General features: G+C 72.6%; 16 protein-coding genes. 4 read left to right on the top strand and 12 right to left on the bottom strand.

Features of this window, described 5'->3' with window-relative positions; all coding sequences use genetic code 11:
- Positions 1-2 precede the first annotated feature (2 nt).
- The 4 genes from ABID81_RS13920 to ABID81_RS13905 form a co-directional block, all read right to left on the bottom strand.
- Positions 3-764 carry a GntR family transcriptional regulator gene (locus ABID81_RS13920; RefSeq protein WP_354595381.1) on the bottom strand — a complete coding sequence of 254 codons (762 nt, stop codon included), beginning with the start codon at positions 762-764 and terminating at the stop codon, positions 3-5.
- A gap of 64 nt (positions 765-828) precedes the next feature.
- On the bottom strand, positions 829-1,746 hold the full coding sequence (locus ABID81_RS13915) for an ATP-binding cassette domain-containing protein (protein ID WP_354595380.1): 918 nt from the start codon (positions 1,744-1,746) through the stop codon (positions 829-831).
- Positions 1,743-2,786: an ABC transporter permease gene (locus tag ABID81_RS13910; RefSeq protein WP_354595379.1), complete on the bottom strand. Its 1,044-nt coding sequence runs from the start codon at positions 2,784-2,786 to the stop codon at positions 1,743-1,745. The genes ABID81_RS13915 and ABID81_RS13910 overlap by 4 nt, the downstream gene beginning before the upstream one ends.
- 64 nt (positions 2,787-2,850) lie before the next feature.
- Positions 2,851-3,819 carry a sugar ABC transporter substrate-binding protein gene (locus ABID81_RS13905; protein WP_354595378.1) on the bottom strand — a complete coding sequence of 323 codons (969 nt, stop codon included), beginning with the start codon at positions 3,817-3,819 and terminating at the stop codon, positions 2,851-2,853.
- A 167-nt stretch (positions 3,820-3,986) separates the two neighbouring features.
- Between ABID81_RS13905 and ABID81_RS13900 the strand changes: the two genes are divergently transcribed.
- Entirely contained in the window at positions 3,987-5,171 is a 1,185-nt protein-coding gene (locus tag ABID81_RS13900; RefSeq protein WP_354595377.1) for a Gfo/Idh/MocA family protein, read from the top strand.
- Positions 5,172-5,276: 105 nt separating this feature from the next.
- Here the strand turns inward: ABID81_RS13900 and ABID81_RS13895 are convergent, their stop codons facing one another.
- The 7 genes from ABID81_RS13895 to ABID81_RS13865 form a co-directional block, all read right to left on the bottom strand.
- Positions 5,277-6,050 carry a TIM barrel protein gene (locus ABID81_RS13895; RefSeq protein ID WP_354595376.1) on the bottom strand — a complete coding sequence of 258 codons (774 nt, stop codon included), beginning with the start codon at positions 6,048-6,050 and terminating at the stop codon, positions 5,277-5,279.
- Positions 6,051-6,057: 7 nt separating this feature from the next.
- The gene (iolG, locus tag ABID81_RS13890) at positions 6,058-7,062 is read right to left on the bottom strand and encodes an inositol 2-dehydrogenase (protein WP_354595375.1); all 1,005 of its coding nucleotides are present in this window, start codon (positions 7,060-7,062) and stop codon (positions 6,058-6,060) included.
- Positions 7,063-7,126: 64 nt separating this feature from the next.
- Positions 7,127-8,044 carry a sugar phosphate isomerase/epimerase family protein gene (locus tag ABID81_RS13885; protein ID WP_354595374.1) on the bottom strand — a complete coding sequence of 306 codons (918 nt, stop codon included), beginning with the start codon at positions 8,042-8,044 and terminating at the stop codon, positions 7,127-7,129.
- A gap of 161 nt (positions 8,045-8,205) precedes the next feature.
- Positions 8,206-9,129 carry an SDR family oxidoreductase gene (locus ABID81_RS13880; RefSeq protein ID WP_354595373.1) on the bottom strand — a complete coding sequence of 308 codons (924 nt, stop codon included), beginning with the start codon at positions 9,127-9,129 and terminating at the stop codon, positions 8,206-8,208.
- Positions 9,130-9,209: 80 nt separating this feature from the next.
- Positions 9,210-10,043, bottom strand: coding sequence for a helix-turn-helix transcriptional regulator (locus ABID81_RS13875; RefSeq protein ID WP_354595372.1), 834 nt, complete (start codon positions 10,041-10,043; stop codon positions 9,210-9,212).
- Positions 10,044-10,104: 61 nt separating this feature from the next.
- On the bottom strand, positions 10,105-10,377 hold the full coding sequence (locus ABID81_RS13870; protein ID WP_354595371.1) for a hypothetical protein: 273 nt from the start codon (positions 10,375-10,377) through the stop codon (positions 10,105-10,107).
- A gap of 75 nt (positions 10,378-10,452) precedes the next feature.
- On the bottom strand, positions 10,453-11,250 hold the full coding sequence (locus ABID81_RS13865) for a GDSL-type esterase/lipase family protein (protein WP_354595370.1): 798 nt from the start codon (positions 11,248-11,250) through the stop codon (positions 10,453-10,455).
- Positions 11,251-11,596: 346 nt separating this feature from the next.
- Between ABID81_RS13865 and ABID81_RS13860 the strand changes: the two genes are divergently transcribed.
- The gene (locus tag ABID81_RS13860; RefSeq protein ID WP_354595369.1) at positions 11,597-11,767 is read left to right on the top strand and encodes a hypothetical protein; all 171 of its coding nucleotides are present in this window, start codon (positions 11,597-11,599) and stop codon (positions 11,765-11,767) included.
- Between the two features lie 175 nt (positions 11,768-11,942).
- Positions 11,943-12,368 carry a DUF4307 domain-containing protein gene (locus ABID81_RS13855; protein ID WP_354595368.1) on the top strand — a complete coding sequence of 142 codons (426 nt, stop codon included), beginning with the start codon at positions 11,943-11,945 and terminating at the stop codon, positions 12,366-12,368.
- Positions 12,369-12,456: 88 nt separating this feature from the next.
- Here ABID81_RS13855 and ABID81_RS13850 read toward each other — a convergent pair whose 3' ends face one another.
- Positions 12,457-13,170: an NADPH-dependent F420 reductase gene (locus tag ABID81_RS13850; protein WP_502915232.1), complete on the bottom strand. Its 714-nt coding sequence runs from the start codon at positions 13,168-13,170 to the stop codon at positions 12,457-12,459.
- A gap of 127 nt (positions 13,171-13,297) precedes the next feature.
- Between ABID81_RS13850 and ABID81_RS13845 the strand changes: the two genes are divergently transcribed.
- The gene (locus tag ABID81_RS13845; RefSeq protein ID WP_354595366.1) at positions 13,298-14,749 is read left to right on the top strand and encodes a protein kinase domain-containing protein; all 1,452 of its coding nucleotides are present in this window, start codon (positions 13,298-13,300) and stop codon (positions 14,747-14,749) included.
- Positions 14,750-14,762 lie beyond the last annotated feature (13 nt).

Here is a 14,762-nt window from a genome sequence, read left to right as displayed (position 1 = left end):
CGTCAGCGCTCGACGAGCGTGATCTCGAACGAGTACAGGTCGGGCCGGTAGCAGTGCTGCCCGTGCTCGACGGCACGCCCGGAGTTGTCGAAGGCCGTGCGGCCCATGGTGAGGACGGCCGCGCTCTTGGGCAGGTCGAGCAGGCGGGCCTCGGAGGCCGTGGCCGAACGCGCCCCGATGCGTTGCTTCGCGACCCTCATCGTCACCCCGCGCCCACGCAGCAGCTGGTACAGCCCGTGCGTGTCGAGCGACGCCATGTCGAGGTCGACGAACGGCTCGGGCAGCACGTTGTCGAGGATGGCCAGGGGCACGCCGTCGGCCGAGCGCAGGCGCACGAGGTGCAGCGTGGGGCTGTCGACCTCGACGCCGAGGGCCTCGGCCGTCTTGTCGTCGGCACCCTCGACCGACGACGAGAGCAGCAACGTCTCGGGCTTCTGCCCGGTGCGTTCGAGGTCTTCGTAGAGGCTCGTCAGCTCGACGTTGCGGGTGACGCGACCGTGGACGACCTGGGTGCCGATGCCCCGTCGACGCACGAGCAGGCCCTTGTCGACGAGCTCCTGGATGGCCCGCCGGATGGTCGGGCGAGAGAGCCCGAGCCGGGCGCTGAGGGCCACCTCGTTCTCGAGGCGCGCCCCGGCGGGGAGCGTCTCGTCGTGGATGGCCTCCTCGAGCAGGTTGGACACCTGGTAGTAGAGCGGCACCGGGCCGGAGCGATCGAGCCCGAGGAAGAAGTCCGGGGGCAGCAGCTGCTCGTCCTGAGGCATCGTGTCCGCTCTCGATCGGTGGTCCTCCATCCTTCCACAGCGGGGGATCGGCAGGCGTCGGGCCTCACCCCTCGCGGGGCCGCACGGCCTCGGGCACGGTCTCGGAGGCCTCGGCCGCCATCTCGCGAGCCACGGGCGAACCGGGCATCTCGCGTTCGAGCTCGTGGGCGAGGGAGTCCAGCTCGGCGCCGCCGGCCATCAGCGCGGTCAGCTCGGGCAGGGTGATCTCGCTCTTCTCGAAGTTGCCGAGGCTCGTGCCGCGGTTCAGCAGCAGGAACCGGTCGCCCACCGGGTACGCGTGGTGGGGGTTGTGCGTGATGAAGACGACGCCGAGGCCCTCGTCTCGCGAGCGCGCGATGTACTTGAGCACGACGCCGGACTGCTTCACGCCGAGGGCGGCCGTCGGCTCGTCGAGGATGAGCACGCGGGCCCCGAAGTAGACGGCGCGGGCGATGGCGACGCACTGGCGCTCGCCTCCCGACAGGGTGCCGATCGGTTGGTCGACGTCGCGGAGGTCGATGCCCATGCGGGCGAGCTCCTCGAAGGTGATCTGCTTCATCGCCTTGACGTCGAGGCGACGGAACGGACCGGCCCCGGTCGTCATCTCGGAGCCGAGGAAGAAGTTGCGCCAGACGGGCATGAGCGGCACGACGGCCAGGTCCTGGTAGACCGTCGCGATCCCGGCGCTCAGGGCGGCCCTCGGCGAGGCGAAGGTGACGGGCTCGCCGTCGAGCAGCAGCTCGCCCTCGCTCGGGGTGTGGGCACCGGCGAGCATCTTGATGAAGGTGGACTTGCCGGCGCCGTTGTCGCCGAGCACGCAGGTGACCTGGCCGGCGGCGACCGTCGTCGAGACCCCGGAGAGGGCGTTGACGGCCCCGTAGCTCTTGCCGATGTCGCGGACCTCGACGATCGTCGTGCCGATGGCGGCACGCGGCGGCACGGGACGCGCGTCCGTGCGGTCGGTGGTGGTCTCGGTGCTCATCGCGCGCCTCCTGCTCGTGTCCTGACGAAGTTGTTCAGCAGCACCGCGGCGAGCAGCATGGCGCCGAGGACCGTCCGCAGCCAGTTGGTGTCCCACTGGGCGAAGGTGATGCCCTGGAAGACCATGCCGTAGATCAGCGCGCCGAGGGCGGCGCCGATCGCCGAGCCGTACCCGCCCGTCATGAGGCAACCGCCGACGACGGCGCAGATGATGTAGATGAACTCCTGGCCCACCCCGGTGTTGGCCTGCACCGTCGAGGTGCGGAAGAGCGAGATCATGCCGACCAGCCAGGCGGCGCCGGCCGTGCCCATGAAGAGGCCGACCTTGGTCTTGAAGACGGGGACGCCGACCTGGCGGGACGAGTTCAGGGCCCCGCCGACGGCGAAGATCCAGTTGCCGGCACGGGTGCGCAGCAGGATCCAGGTGGCCACCGCGGCGACGACGAACCACCAGAGGACCGAGACGTAGAAGGTGCCTCCGCCGATCTGCACCGACGCGCCGAACAGCGGCTGGATCGAGTCGTAGGACGGGACCTTCGTCATGCCCTGGATGGCGACCTGGCCGGTGATGATCTTGGTGACGGCGAGGTCGATGCCCGCGAGGGCGAAGAACGTGCCGAGGGTCACGATGAAGCTCGGCAGGCCCGTCTTCATGACGAGGACCCCGTTGACGGCGCCGACGCCGAGGCAGACCACGAGCGACACGACGACCGCGACCCAGATGTTGAGGCCGTAGTGCGTCGTGAGGATGCCCACGATCAACGCCGAGAAGCCGGTCATGACGCCGGCGGAGAGGTCGAACTCGCCGCCGATCATGAGCACGGCCACCGCGACGGCCATGATGCCGAACGTCGAGGCCGACTCGAGCCAGACGCCGGCCCCGGCGAAGCTCAGGAACTGCGGGGTGTACAGCGAGAAGAAGAGGAGCACCGCGAGCGCGGCGACGAAGGCGCCCGTCTCGGGGCGGGCGAGGATCTTGCGGAGGGGACGCCGCTCGAGGCGTGGCCTCGTCGCGATCGTCACGATGTCTGTGGTCGTCAACGGTGACTCCTGGGTCGGGGGAGGAAGGGGGCCGGCTGCGCGTCGCGCCGGCCCCCGGGGATGCCTAGCGCGTGCCGTTGGCGGCGAACTCGGCGACCTGGGCCGCGTTGTCCTTGGTGACGAAGGCCGGGCCGGAGTAGACCGGCTGGCCGCCGCCGATGACGTTGCCGTTGGTGACGTACAGCTCGAGCGCCGTGACGCCCAGGAACCCCTGGACGTAGGGCTGCTGGTCGACGGCGAAGAGGATGGAGCCGTTCTCGACGTCGGACACGACGTCCTCGGACAGGTCGAAGGTGCCGACCTTCGCCGAGCTGCCGGACTCCTCGACCGCCCCGACCGCGTCGATGGCGTACTGGCCGCCGAGGGTCAGGACGCCGTCGATGGACGGGTCGGCCTGCAGCTTCGACTTGATGGTCGCCTTCACGTCGGCGTCGTTCGTGCCGTCGACCTGGAGGTTCGTCATCGTCCCCCCGAACGTCTTGGCGGCGGCGGAGCAGCGGTCCTCGAGCCCGACGTTGCCGGCCTCCTGGATGACGCAGAGCGCGTTGGTCAGGCCGGCGTCGGCGAGCTCGGTGCCGACGGCCTCGCCGGCGACGGTCTCGCTCTGGCCGATGTGGGTCAGCGCACCGAACTCGGCGGAGCGCTCGATGCCCGAGTTGATGGTGACGACGGGGATGCCCGCGGCGACGGCCTTCTTGACGCTGTCCTCGACGCCGTCGGGGTTGGCCATCGAGACGACGATGCCGTCGACCTTCTGCGCCACCGCGTTGTCGATGAGCTGCGACTGCTTCGCGGGGTCGGCGTCGGAGTTGTAGGTGACGGTGGCGTCGTAGTCCGACCCGGCCGTCTCGGCCCCCGACTTCACGCGGTCCCAGAAGGCGTCGCCGGGGCCGGAGTGGGTGACGACGGCGAACGTGAGGTCGCCGCCTCCGGTGTCCGGGCTGGCCGTCTCCTGGCCCGTTCCCGAGCAGCCGGCGAGGAGGAACCCGGTCGCCGCAGCGAGGCCGAGGCCGGCGAGGAATCGCTTCTTCATTGAAAGTCCCTTCGATGCGGATCTCGTCGCGGAGGACGGTCCGGGGTGACGTCGATGTCGGCTCCGAGTATGTGCGAGGGGTGCATGATTGTCAATACATTCTGTCATTGGGCTAGGCTCGTTCCGACCCCGCTCGACCGGGGCCCGCCGACGACGTCAGGAGAACCATGTCGACACCGGATCGCGTAGGAGTGGGTCTCGTCTCGCTCGGATGGATGGGGCGGCTCCACTCGCGGGCGTACCGCGCGGTCGCGGAGCACTATCCCGAGCTGCCGGTCCGCGTGGACCTGGTGTCCGCCGCCGACACGGATGCCGATGCGCGACGGAGCGCCGAGACGGTGCTCGGCTACCGCCGCACCACCGGAGATTACCGCGAGGTGGTCGCCGACCCCGAGGTCGACGTCGTGTCGATCTGCGCGCCGAACTTCCTGCACCACGAGGTGGCCCTCGCCGCGGCCGCCGCGGGCAAGCCCTTCTGGATCGAGAAACCGATGGGCCGGTCGGCCGCCGAGTCGTCCGAGATCGCCCGCGCCGCCGCCGACGCCGGCGTCGTCACCTCGGTCGGCTTCAACTACCGCCACGCGCCCGCCGTCGCCCGGGCCCGGGAGCTCGTCCGCTCGGGCGCCCTCGGCACCGTGACCAACGTGCGGGTGAGCCTGCTGGCCGACTACTCGGCCGATCCGCTCGGAGCCCTGACCTGGCGGTTCCGTCGTGACCGGGCCGGGTCGGGCGTGCTGGGCGACCTGCTGTCGCACGGGGCGGACCTGGCCCAGTTCGTGGTCGGGCGCATCGAGTCCGTGACCGGCCTCACCGAGACGTTCATCCGCGAGCGTCCGCTGCCGGGCTCGGGCTCGGCGGGCCACTTCAGCAAGGGCGCCGAGGGCGGGGCGACCGGAGAGGTCGAGAACGAGGACTACGCCGCCGTGCTCGGCCGGTTCGACACGGGCGCGGTCGTCGTGCTCGAGTCGAGCCGTGTCGCGATCGGGCCGCGCGCGGAGTACGCGCTCGAGGTCTACGGGACGAAGGGTTCGCTGCGCTGGGACTTCCAGCGGCTGAACGAGCTGCAGGTCGCCGACGACACGAGCGGCTACCGCACCGTCATGGCCCAGCCCGGCTTCGGCGACTTCGCCCGGTTCCAGCCGGGCGCCGGCACGAGCATGGGCTTCGACGACCTCAAGACGATCGAGGCACAGCTGTTCCTCCGGTCCGTGCTCGAGGGTCGGCAGCTCGCGCCCTCCGCCGCCGACGCCTGGTCGGCGGCCGAGATCGTCGAGGCGGCCGTCCGCAGCGACCGGGCCCGCGCATGGGAGGCCGTCGGCCGCGTCGAAGGGCCCACCACGTACGACCTCTGACCCGGACGACCTCGGACCCGGGGTGCCTGCCCTGCTGGGCCGGGGGCGGGCCGGCCCGCACGGCCGGACCCGCGCCTCCCGGGTCCGGTCCGCCGCGGGGCGGCGTCAGGCGAAGGAGGCGCGGAAGCGTTCGAGCGCCGTGTCGGAGTCGACGGAGGGCCAGGCCTCGAGGCCCACGACGCCCTCGTACCCGAGCGTCCGCAGCTCGGCCGCGATCGCGGGGTACCGGATCTCGCCCGTGCCCGGCTCGAAGCGCCCCGGCACGTCCGCGACCTGGATCTCGCCGACCCAGGGCAGCGCCCGCCGCAGCAGCTCGACGAGGTTCCCCTCGCCGATCTGTGCGTGGTACAGGTCGAGGTTGAGGCGCAGGCCCGGGCTGTCGACGGCGCTCACGAGCGCGAGGGTGTCGTCGGCCCGGGCGAAGGGCGTGCCCGGGTGGTCGACCGCCGTGTTCAGGTTCTCGAGCGTGAAGACGCGGCCGTGGCGCTCGCCGAGCCGTGCCAGGTGGGCGAGGGTCTCGAGCGCCCGCTCGCGGTCGTCCGGCGTCACGGCCTCGCCCGGTCGCACCGGGAGCCCGTCCGGGTCGAGGCCGGTGCCGTGCAGGTTGAGCCGCGGCGAGTCGACGACCTCGGCCGCGGCGAGGGAGAGCTCGGCCGTGCGGAGCAGGTCGGCGATGCCGTCGGTCGTCGTCAGGTCGCCCGCGAGGTAGCCGGTCATCGACGAGAACGTCGCGCCGGTGGCCGCGAGCGCGGGGAGGTCCTTCGTGGACCAGTCCCAGATCTCGACCTCGAAGCCGAGCTCGTGCAGGCGCCGGACGCGGTCGACGACGGGCAGCTCGCGGAACAGCATCTCGGCGCAGGCCGCCAGCCGGTAGGTCATGGCCTGCTCAGAGTTCGACGGCGACGGAGACGCGCTCGACCGCCGAGCGGGCGGCGGCGTCGGCGAGGACGAGCGCCGCCCGACCGTCGGCGAAGGTCGGGCTCGCGGACTCCTCGCCCCGGGCCAGCCGGACGAACGCGCGCAGCTCGGCGACGTAGGCCGCGGCGTACCGCTCGAGGAAGAAGTCCTGGTACGGCGGCTTGGCCTCGACCTGGGAGGCCGTGGAGACGCTCACGAGGCTGGTGAGCGCGTTCGACACCTGCAGGGAGCCCTCGGCGCCGAAGGCCTCGAGCCGCTGGTCGTAGCCCACGGCGCTGTGCCGCGAGTTCGTGATCGAGACCAGGGCCCCCGAGGCCGAGCGGAGCGTCACCATCGCGGTGTCGTGGTCGCCGTGTTCGCGGGCGCCCGGGTCGAAGAGGGTCGTGCCGGTGGCCGTCACCTCGACGATGTCCGGCAGGAAGAACCGGGCCATGTCGAAGTCGTGGATGGTCATGTCGCGGAAAATGCCGCCCGAGACCCCCACGTACGCGGCCGGCGGGGCCGCCGGGTCACGACTGACGATCGACAGCTGCTCGAGCGCGCCGATCTCGCCGGCCGCCACGCGGGCCTGCGCGGCGGCGAACGCGGGGTCGAAGCGGCGGTTGAAGCCCAGGGCGACGGGGACGCCCGACGACTCGACGCGCGGCAGCAGGGCGTCGACCCGCGCGATGTCGAGGTCGATCGGCTTCTCGCACAGCGCGGGGACGCCGGCGTCGAGTGCCGCCCCGAGCAGGTCCACGTGGGTCGCGGTGGGCGAGGCGATGAGGACGGCGTCGATCTCGCCCGACGAGAACATCGCGGCGGCGTCGGTCGTCACGGTGCCGCCGTGGCGTGCCGAGACGGCCTCGGCGCCCTCGACGAACGGGTCGCAGACCCAGGCGAGGGTGGCCTCGGGGTCGGCCGCGATGTTCGCGGCGTGCACCTGGCCGATGCGGCCGGTGCCGATGAGTCCGAAGCGGAGCGGAGTGGTCACGTCGTCGTCCTTGCTGCCCGTGGGCGTCGTGGGGCCCCGAGGGGCAGGAGGGTGGGGAGGCGCGTCAGGCCCACTCGCGGAGGGCGTCGCGGTTGACGAGCTGGTCGGCGCCCCGTTCGGTGCGGAACGCCGAGAGGTCGGCGTCCGGGGCGTTCAGGACGTCCTGCTCGACGACGATCCAGCCGTCGTAGCCCAGGCGGTCGAGGGCGGTCATGACCGCGTCGAGGTCGACGTCGCCGTGCCCGAAGGCGACGAACGACCCGGAGGACCAGACCTCGCGCATCCCGCCTCCGGCGGCCAGCACCCGTCGGAGTCCGGCGACGTCGACGTCCTTCAGGTGCAGGTGGTTGATCCGGTCGCCCCAGCGCTCGATCGCGAGCACGGGGTCGCCGCCCCCGATGACGAGGTGCCCGGTGTCGAGGGTCAGGCCGACGTCGACCGCGGCGAGGAACCGGTCGATCTCGTCCGGCGACTCGACGAACGTGCCCGCGTGGTGGTGGAAGGTCGGTTCGAAGCCTGCTGCCCGCGTCCTGTCGACGGCGCGCTCGACGTTGGCGGCGAGGGTGGACCACCGTCGGTCGTCGAGCGGGTCGGTGGCGGCGCCGCGACCCGGTCCGGCGCGACGGGCGTCGGAGCCGTCGTCGGCGAGGGTCGGCAGCGGCAGGCGTGCCGGGCCGCCGTCCGACGCCTCGGCGAAGAGGCGCAGGGTCGCGTCCAGCTGCGGGAGAGCGGCCGCGAAGGCGTCGTCGTCGGAGAAGGGCAGCTGGATCCACCCCCCGGCGAGTTCGAGGCCCGAGCGGGCGAGTCGGGCGCGGAGCTCGTCGCCGCGGCCGAGGTAGCCGACGGGTCCGAGGTCGACGCCGGCGTAGCCGCTCTCGGCCAGGACGTCGACGAACTCGTCGGGAGCGACGACGTCCGCGCCCTCGGGGGTCAGCTCGAAGACGCCGAAGCTCACCGGGGCGCCGGCGACAGACGCCTTCATCGGAGCGCCGGACGCAGGGTGCGGGCGAAGGACTGGTTCATACGTCTCTGTACTACTTCCAGGTGGTGGGCAATTGTCCTAACAATGGCACAAACCCGGAGGTGCGGCAACGGCGGGTGGGACGGCGACGGCTCGAGGGGGCGCGCCGCCGGACCGGCTCGTCAGGCCTGCACGAGGGTGAGGCGTGCCGACAGGTCCCAGAGCGCCCGCGCCGTGTCGAGGTCGGTCAGGGGCCGCCAGAGCGGGCGAGGGGCGGGCGGGCCGCCGACGGTCCGGCGCGGTCCGAAGAACTCGTCGCCCGGCGACCCGGCCCGGGTGGCCGCCATCAGCGCGGGGAGGGCGGCGCTCTCGACGGTGCCCAGCACCCCGACGCGGGACAGCGCGCCGATGACCCGTCGTTCCGCGCCGGCCCGTTCGCGCCCCATGCCGGGCTGGGCGGCGAGGAGGTTCGTCGGCGAGACGCCGGGGTGGGCCAGGTTGCTGGTGATGCCCCACCCGGCGGCGCGGCTCCTGGCGTCGAGCTCGCGCGAGAACAGGCCCACGGCCGTCTTGGACGCGCCGTACGCGCGCATCACGTCGTAGCGTCGCTGCTCGGCGAAGTCGTCGAGGTCGAGGGTGGCGCTGCGGGCGGCCACGCTCGTCTGGTTCGTCACGCGCGCGTGCCCCGCCTGCAACAGCGGGAGCAGCCCGAGGGTGAGGGCGAAGTGCCCGAGGTGGTTGGTGCCGACCTGCAGCTCGAACCCGTCGGCGGTCTCCTGCCGGGTCGGCGGTCGCATCACCCCGGCGTTGTTCACCAGCAGGTGGACGGGTCGCCCCTCGTCCCGCAGCCGGGCGGCCAGCGCGGCGACGGACTCGAGGCGGGACAGGTCGAGCGAGGCGACGGTGACCTTCGCGCCGGGCACCCGCGAGCGGATGTCGGCGGCGACCCGTTCGCCCTTGGCGGCCGAACGGACCGGCATGACGACCTCGGCGCCGGCCGCGGCCAGGCGACGGGCGATGACGGCGCCGAGGCCGTCGCTCGCGCCCGTGACGAGGGCGAGCTTGCCGGTCTGGTCGGGGATGTCGAGGTGCGGGGTGGTGGGCATGGAGGTCCTCCGGGGTTCTCGGTGGCGGGTGCGTCCCCCCATGCTCGGGTCTGGTCACCGGTGCATCCAGGGCCCGCCGATCAGTGGCTGAGCGATCCGACGACGGCCAGGAGCCGGAGGCGCTCCTGGCTGGGGCTGCCGGGTTCCGCCGTGTAGACCAGCAGCCGGTGCGACTGGTCGGGGTCGACGAGCGTCTGGCAGGCGAGTTCGAGCGCCCCGACCTCCGGGTGGACGAACCGCTTCACCTCGGGAGGCGCGAGGCCGACCTCGTGACGGTCCCACGCCGCACGGAACCCGGCGTCGTCCCACAGCTCGTGCACCAGCTCGGCGGCCCGCGACCCGGGTCCGCGCAGCGCGACGAGTTCGCGAAGGCCCGCGGCGTACACGCGCGACAGCACGTCGCGCTCGTCCGGCGGGTAGGCGGCCTGCGCCTCTGGGTCCGTGAACCAGCGGTAGCCGAGGCTCCGGCGGCTGCCCGAGCGCTCGGTGGCGTCACCGGTGAGCGCACGGGCGAGCGGCGTCTGGCGGAGCGTCTCGCCGAGCTCGGTGACGATCTCGGCGGGGGTGTCCTCGAGTCGGTCGAGGATGCGCAGCACGCCCGGTGCGACGTGCCCGCCCACGAGCCCCGGCACGGGTGGGTGGTGGCCCGCCAGTCGGAACAGGTGGTCGCGTTCGGCGACCGTGAGGTGCAGGCCCTGGGCGATCGCGGCCACCATCTGCTCGGAGGGGTGCGGCCCCGTCCCGCGTTCGAGCCGGGCGTAGTAGTCGGTCGACATGGCACAGAGCACCGCGACCTCCTCGCGTCGCAGACCCTCGGTCCGTCGCCGCGGACCTCGCGGCAGGCCGACGTCCTCGGGCTGCAGGGCCGTCCGTCGACGGCGGAGGAAGTCGGCGAGGGCCGGGCGATCGATCACGGACCGTTCTTACCGCATCGGCCGCCCGGCATCCACGACCCGGCGGTCCACCCCTCGGGGGTCAGTCGTAGACGCGGCCCAGCACCCAGCCGCCGTCCGCGCCGAGGACGACCTCGAACATGTGGGTCGTGCCGTCGTCGTCGGTGGCCTGGAACCGCCAGCCGACGAACCGGCGCGGCGGGTGGGTGATGAAGTCGGGCGTGACCGCCGGCTCGACCCGCAGCTCGGTCGGGCTGTCGGTCACGCGCCACCGCCGGCACGACCACACCAGCCGCGCGGGCAGGTCGCGCTCGAACCAGAGCGCCACGGGCTCATGGGTGGTCTGCGTGCTCATGTCGTCCTCCTGCTCGTTCGAACGTGTGTTCGAACGGATCGAGTGTAGGTCAGGCCGACGGGACGGGCAACCGGATCACGAGCGTCTGCCCGGACGCGGGTCGATCGTGGCGGCGTCGGCCTGCTCGACGGGATCGAGCGACGACACGACCGCCGGCGCGATCGCCTGGCCCCAGCGTCGGTGCATGGTCGCCCACGAGAGCAGCTCCTGGTGGTAGAGCCCTTCGGAGCGCCACTCGGGGAACGGCACCCAGGACGCCCCGGGCAGGGTGAGCGCGACCCGGGCCGTCAAGGCGTTGAGCCGCTCGATCTGCTTCGTCAGCAGCCGCTTCGCGACGGGTGGGATCGGCCGGAACTCGGCCATCGGCGGGATGCCGACGTAGACGATCCGGCAGTCGGGGCCGGCGGTCTCGCGCACGCGGTCGGCGAGGCGGAGCAGGTCGGCCTCCCACGAGGCGCCCTCGGTCGCCAACAACACGTCGCAGATGCCGAGCAGCACCACGGCGACGTCCGCCGGCTCGTCGGGCAGGTCGATCCGGGCGGCCTCGGCGGCCGTCAGCACGGGCGCCGAGACCTCGCGCCAGGTGACGCCGCGACCTCGGGTCGAGCCGACCAGGCGGGCGGTCTGGCTGGCGCAGGTGAGGTCGTGGTCGAGCACGCCGAAGCCCTCGACGGCGATGCTGCCGACGAAGAGCAGCCGGTCGGGGTCGGGGCCCTCGATGAGCGTGCGTCGGGTGTCGCGGGGGAAGGGGGCCCGCGCCAGCTCTCGCTCGTAGAGCGCGAGGTGGAGGCGGAAGAGGGGCTTCGTGACCCGCACGAGCGCCGCGACCAGGCGGCCGTGTCGGCGGGGGGTCGGGGGTTCGACCAGGGGCATGTTCGTTCGCAATCCGTGCGGTGCAGGAGGCGCGGCCTCCGACGGTCTCGTCCTGAGACCGTAGCCAGTCTGGTGGTCCCCCGAAAAGAGGACAGGCCCCCATCCTGGGGCATGCGTCGGAAATCGGCTAACCGGCGGCCCTCCGGCGCCCTCGACGCCGGTCGGCACGCGCACGTTGTCCGCAATGCGAACTGCGTCACGAGGTAGCTAGATGGCCTAGCTACCTCGTGATTTCATTCGTGGGTACCGACTTCACGGGCGGTGCGGACCGCGGCTCCCGAGCCGCGGTCCCCTGAGACCAGCATCACCGGCAGACAGCCCAGGGCTGCCGAGAAACGGACCGACCATGACCCTCCTCACCCCGTCGCGTCGCCGCGCCGACGACACCCGCAGCCCGTTCTCCGAGGTCCGCGAGACCGAGCGCCAGGCGACGCTGTTCGTCATCGCCACGGCGGCCGTGGGAGCGAGCGCCAGCCTCGTCGCCGCCCTCTTCCTCAGCAACGGCCTCTTCCTGTGAACGACGACCTGCTCCACGTCGAGCTGGCTCCGACCGAACCCCTCGACCTGTCCGTGCTGTTCGAGGCCGACGCCGCCTAGGCGCGCTCGTCCCGCCCGGGCATCGGGGCGGTGCCGGGTGCGCCGGGAGTCCGCGTCCATGCGGTTCCGAGCTCGCGCCTCCTACCCTTGACGCCATGCAGACCACCGACCCGGCCCGCGTCGGCCCGGCCGCCCGACTCGACGACCGGTACGGCCGACGGCCCGGCCGGGCCCGGTGGTCACGACTGGTCGCCCTCGTCGCGGGCTCGGCCGTCGCCCTCGTGGTCACGGCCTGGGTCGTGCTCGTCGCGTTCGACGGCGACTCGGCCGAGCTCGAGGTGAGCCACTACGGGTTCACCGTCGCCGGCGACGACTCGGTCGACGTGCAGTACACGGTCAACGTGGCGGGCGGCACCGAGGTCGGGTGCGCGGTGCAGGCGCTCAACGAGAACCGGGCCGTCGTCGGTTGGAAGGTCGTCGAGCTGCCCGCCGTCGACTCCCACACCCAGACCTACACGACCTCGCTCGTCACGAGCGAGCGGGCCGTGACCGGATCGGCCTACCGCTGCTGGGTGCTCTGACCACGACGCCGGACGGACGACGCGACCCGCGCCTCCTGAGCAGGAGGCGCGGGTCGCGTCCGTCGGTGGGCGTCGCCGCCCGGCCGGGTCACGAGGCCTGCGGCACCCGGTTCGCCTTCGCGAGGTTGGCGACGAGCTCGTCCTTCGTCTGGCGCACGACGTAGGCCGGGCGGTCGCGCTCGACGCGCCAGCTCTCGGACAGCGGGCTGACGTCGACGGTGTCGAAGCCCAGGTCGTCGTAGAGGTCGGTCACCAGGGCGACGGCCTCGGGGGAGTCGCTCGACGTGGCGAGGGCGCGGCGGTCGGGGGTGCCGGCGGGGGCGACGTCGGTCGTGATGTCCTTCGCCTCGATGTGGTTGAAGCCCTTGACCACGCGGCTGGTGGGCAGGTGGCGCTGCAGCATCTCGGCGGTCGTGTCGGTGCCCGCGTCGAGCGCCGGGATGTGCCCGTCGCGCTCGAAGTAGTAGTTGTTCGTGTCGATCACGGTCTTGCCCGCGAGCGGCTCGACCGGCACCTGGTCGAGGTTCTTGAGGGGGACGGTGACGACGACCACGTCGCCTGCCTCACCGGCCTCGGCGGCGGTGGCCGCCCGGGCCTTCGGGCCGAGGTCGGCCACGAGGTCGGCGAGGGTCTCGGGCCCGCGCGAGTTGCTGATCACGACGTCGTGGCCGTGGGCGATGACCGCCCGGGCGACCTGGCTGCCGATGTTGCCTGCTCCGATGATTCCGTACGTTGTCATGTGCAACCCAACCGACGGGCGGGCGGCTCCCTTCCCGACGGCGGCGTTCTCCCAGGGCTTCACAAGGTGCGGGTCGGCCGTCGCGGCCTCGGCGGGCGCCGGTCGTGATCCGATCGTCACCGGTCCGATCGTCACGCGGACGCCCCGCATGCGACAGGATGGACCCCACACCAGTCACGAGGGGGAGGCGATGGCCGCGCCACAGCAGGACGACGCGCTCGATCGCGTGCTCGCCGAGCGCTACCGGCTGCAGTCCGTCGTGGGTCGAGGTGGCATGGCCACCGTCTACAAGGCCGTCGACGAGAGCCTCAACCGAACGGTCGCGATCAAGGTCTTCCACAGCGCGATGGTCGATCCGGCGCGGCAGGAGGCCGAGCTCGGCGTCCTCTCGAGCCTCGAGCACCACGGCCTGGTCGGCCTGTTCGACGCCGGCGTCGAGCACGGGCCGAACGGCCCGCAGCGCTTCCTGGTGATGCCGCTGATCGCCGGTCTCAACCTCGAGGACCGCCTGAACCACGGCGCCCTCGCCGCCCGCCACATCGCCGAGATCGGCTACGACATGGCCGAGGCGCTCGACTACATCCACGGCCACTCCGTGGTGCACCGCGACATCAAGCCGTCGAACATCCTGCTCGTCGACTACGGCGACCACGGTGCCGCGCGGGCCAGGGCCAAGCTGGCCGACTTCGGCATCGCCCTCACCGACGACGTCGAACGCCTGACCGCCGAGGGCGTCACGACCGGCACCGCCGCCTACCTCAGCCCCGAGCAGGCGGTCGGCGGCGAGGTCGGTCCGGCGAGCGACGTCTACAGCCTCGGCCTCGTGCTGCTGCAGTGCTTCACCCGCCGCCGTGAGTTCCCGGGGTCGCTCGTCGAGTCCGCCGTCGCGCGCCTGTCGCGCGACCCGGTGCTGCCCGAGCCGCTGCCCGACCACTGGCGTCAGGCCCTGCGGGCGATGACCCGGCGCGACCCGGCCGAGCGCCCGACGCGGGCCGAGCTGGTCGCGTTGATGCGCGACGTCGTGATCACCGAGACCACCGACCACCGCGACGGCGGGGGCGACTTCCCTGCCGGCGACGGCGCGACGCGGGGTGGCGACACCGAGCCGTTCGACCACAGCGAGGTGCTCGACACCCTGCCAAACGAGGCGCTGGACCGGGTGACCGCCATGGCGGCGCGCCTCTTCTCGGCCCCGATCGCCCTCGCGACCGTGATCGACGACGACCGCACCTGGTTCACCACGCACTACGACCCGGCCGTGGGCGACGTCGCCCGTCAGATCGACCTGTCGCAGGGGGCGGTGCACTCGTCCGAACCCCTGGTCATCGAGGACGCCGCGACCGACCGACGCGTCGCCTCCAGCCCCCTCGTCACCGGGCCGCTCGGCATGCGGTTCTACGTCAGCGTCCCGCTCACCCGACGCGACGGCCACACCATCGGCACCCTCTCGGTCATCGACCGCCAGCCGGGCACCGCGAGCGACGAGCAGGTCGCGAACCTGACCGACCTCGCGGCCCTCGTGGTCGCCCAGCTCGAGCTGCGCCAGGAGAGCCTGCGCATCGCCGGCACCACGACCGGCAACGTGCCGCACGCGTCGCGGGCCGACCTCGACACCCAGGCCTGGAGCCCGACCGACGACTGACGCGGGCGCCTGC

It is taken from the genome of Frigoribacterium sp. PvP054, assembly GCF_040547465.1.
GTDB lineage: Bacteria > Actinomycetota > Actinomycetes > Actinomycetales > Microbacteriaceae > Frigoribacterium.
Note: the sequence above shows the minus strand (reverse complement) of the source record. Positions and strands in the feature narration are given on the sequence as shown.

What these genes read in the sequence shown, in the direction of transcription:
- ABID81_RS13905 (WP_354595378.1), bottom strand. Translation starts at nt 3,819, where the DNA reads ATGAAGAAGCGATTCCTCGCCGGCCTCGGCCTCGCTGCGGCGACCGGG.
- ABID81_RS13895 (WP_354595376.1), bottom strand. Translation starts at nt 6,050, where the DNA reads ATGACCTACCGGCTGGCGGCCTGCGCCGAGATGCTGTTCCGCGAGCTG.
- ABID81_RS13900 (WP_354595377.1), top strand. Translation starts at nt 3,987, where the DNA reads ATGTCGACACCGGATCGCGTAGGAGTGGGTCTCGTCTCGCTCGGATGG.
- ABID81_RS13860 (WP_354595369.1), top strand. Translation starts at nt 11,597, where the DNA reads ATGACCCTCCTCACCCCGTCGCGTCGCCGCGCCGACGACACCCGCAGC.
- ABID81_RS13865 (WP_354595370.1), bottom strand. Translation starts at nt 11,250, where the DNA reads ATGCCCCTGGTCGAACCCCCGACCCCCCGCCGACACGGCCGCCTGGTC.
- ABID81_RS13880 (WP_354595373.1), bottom strand. Translation starts at nt 9,129, where the DNA reads ATGCCCACCACCCCGCACCTCGACATCCCCGACCAGACCGGCAAGCTC.
- ABID81_RS13855 (WP_354595368.1), top strand. Translation starts at nt 11,943, where the DNA reads ATGCAGACCACCGACCCGGCCCGCGTCGGCCCGGCCGCCCGACTCGAC.
- ABID81_RS13920 (WP_354595381.1), bottom strand. Translation starts at nt 764, where the DNA reads ATGCCTCAGGACGAGCAGCTGCTGCCCCCGGACTTCTTCCTCGGGCTC.
- ABID81_RS13870 (WP_354595371.1), bottom strand. Translation starts at nt 10,377, where the DNA reads ATGAGCACGCAGACCACCCATGAGCCCGTGGCGCTCTGGTTCGAGCGC.
- ABID81_RS13845 (WP_354595366.1), top strand. Translation starts at nt 13,298, where the DNA reads ATGGCCGCGCCACAGCAGGACGACGCGCTCGATCGCGTGCTCGCCGAG.
- ABID81_RS13915 (WP_354595380.1), bottom strand. Translation starts at nt 1,746, where the DNA reads ATGAGCACCGAGACCACCACCGACCGCACGGACGCGCGTCCCGTGCCG.
- ABID81_RS13885 (WP_354595374.1), bottom strand. Translation starts at nt 8,044, where the DNA reads ATGAAGGCGTCTGTCGCCGGCGCCCCGGTGAGCTTCGGCGTCTTCGAG.